Below are 792 nucleotides of genomic sequence, written 5' to 3' on the forward strand. Positions count from 1 at the left end.
CCGATTTCATTCGGAATTTTGGCGAGCGGCGGACCATCAGCATCCCGTGGTGGACCCTTCGGGATGACGGCCATAAGAGCAAAATGCCCCGCAACTGCACCATCGACTATAAGGTGGAACTGATCTCCAAGTATGTACGGTGGGACCTGCTGGGCTATCAAAAAGGACAGCGTCTCAAGGACGAGGACAAAAAGGCCCATGAAATGCACATCGGATTCAGCCTGGAAGAAGCCAGACGCTGTAAAGCGAGCACCAATCCGATGTTCGTCAACCGTTTTCCTCTGGTACAGATGGAATTTACCCGGGCGGACAGCTACGGCTATATCAAGGAGGTATGGGGCCTGGAGACCCGCGCCAGCGCCTGCACCTTCTGCCCCTTCCATAAAAACCACTTCTATCAGTACCTCAGACAGCACGAGCCGGAACAATACGCTCAGCTGGTTCAAATGGACGAGCTGTTGCGGGTCAAGGTGCCGAAACCGCCCATGGACTCTGACCTCTACATCTCCCGGAGCAGAAAGCGGTTGAAGGATTTGACCCCGGAAGACTGTGCTGACGCAGAGTATTTTGATTACCGCGGGGAGCGGATTTGGAACGGCTTTTAAGGCCACAGAACTACCAAAGAAGTAAGGAGGTAAACCAAATGAACAAACCAACGCCGGCAGACTACCCCTATCTGTACCTGGGCTCTCTGTCCGAGGCCAAGCGCAGCAATGAGGCGGGGCTGTGGCGGGCGAGCCACCAGTGCAACATCGCCTGCAAGCAGGCCATTGAAGCGGCCATCCGGGCCGG

At 55.7% G+C, this 792-nt stretch carries 2 protein-coding genes; both read left to right on the forward strand.

What is annotated here, in order from left to right; genetic code table 11:
• Positions 1-605: hypothetical protein (locus tag B5F94_RS16600; RefSeq protein WP_087331583.1), on the forward strand; the 605-nt coding region annotated here is incomplete at its 5' end.
• A 38-nt stretch (positions 606-643) separates the two neighbouring features.
• The coding region (locus B5F94_RS16355) for a DUF3849 domain-containing protein (protein WP_143383346.1) at positions 644-792 on the forward strand (149 nt) is incomplete at its 3' end.

The sequence above is a fragment of the Flavonifractor sp. An4 genome (assembly GCF_002161755.1).
Lineage (GTDB): Bacteria > Bacillota > Clostridia > Oscillospirales > Oscillospiraceae > Flavonifractor > Flavonifractor avicola.